Source organism: Halomonas sp. ND22Bw (assembly GCF_003011945.1).
Lineage (GTDB): Bacteria > Pseudomonadota > Gammaproteobacteria > Pseudomonadales > Halomonadaceae > Halomonas > Halomonas halophila.
In genome coordinates this window covers 1-261 of sequence record NZ_PXWD01001143.1, presented here as the reverse complement: position 1 = coordinate 261, position 261 = coordinate 1, and the positions used below count along the sequence as shown (strand labels likewise).

1 protein-coding gene is annotated in these 261 nt (G+C 67.4%); it reads left to right on the top strand.

The genetic code is table 11. The annotated features are described in order from the left end of the window. Positions 1 to 261 (top strand): gamma-glutamyltransferase (locus CVH10_RS21755; protein ID WP_181244645.1); only part of this gene is annotated, 261 nt, incomplete at both ends.

Genomic DNA, 261 nt, shown 5'->3' with positions numbered 1-261 from the left:
TCGGCGCCGCGCTGGCCGACGATATGGCTCGGTCCGGCGGCTTGATCGACATGGCCGACCTCGCCGCCTACAAGGTAATCGAGCGCGCGCCGGTCCGCGGCACCTATCGCGGCCATGAGATCATCGGTCCGCCGCCCCCCTCCTCAGGCGGCGTGCACATCGTGCAGATGCTCAACATCCTCGAAGGTTTCGATATCGGCGCGCTCGGCTTCGGCTCGGCCGATGCCGCGCATCTGCTCGCCGAAGCGTTGAAGATCGCCT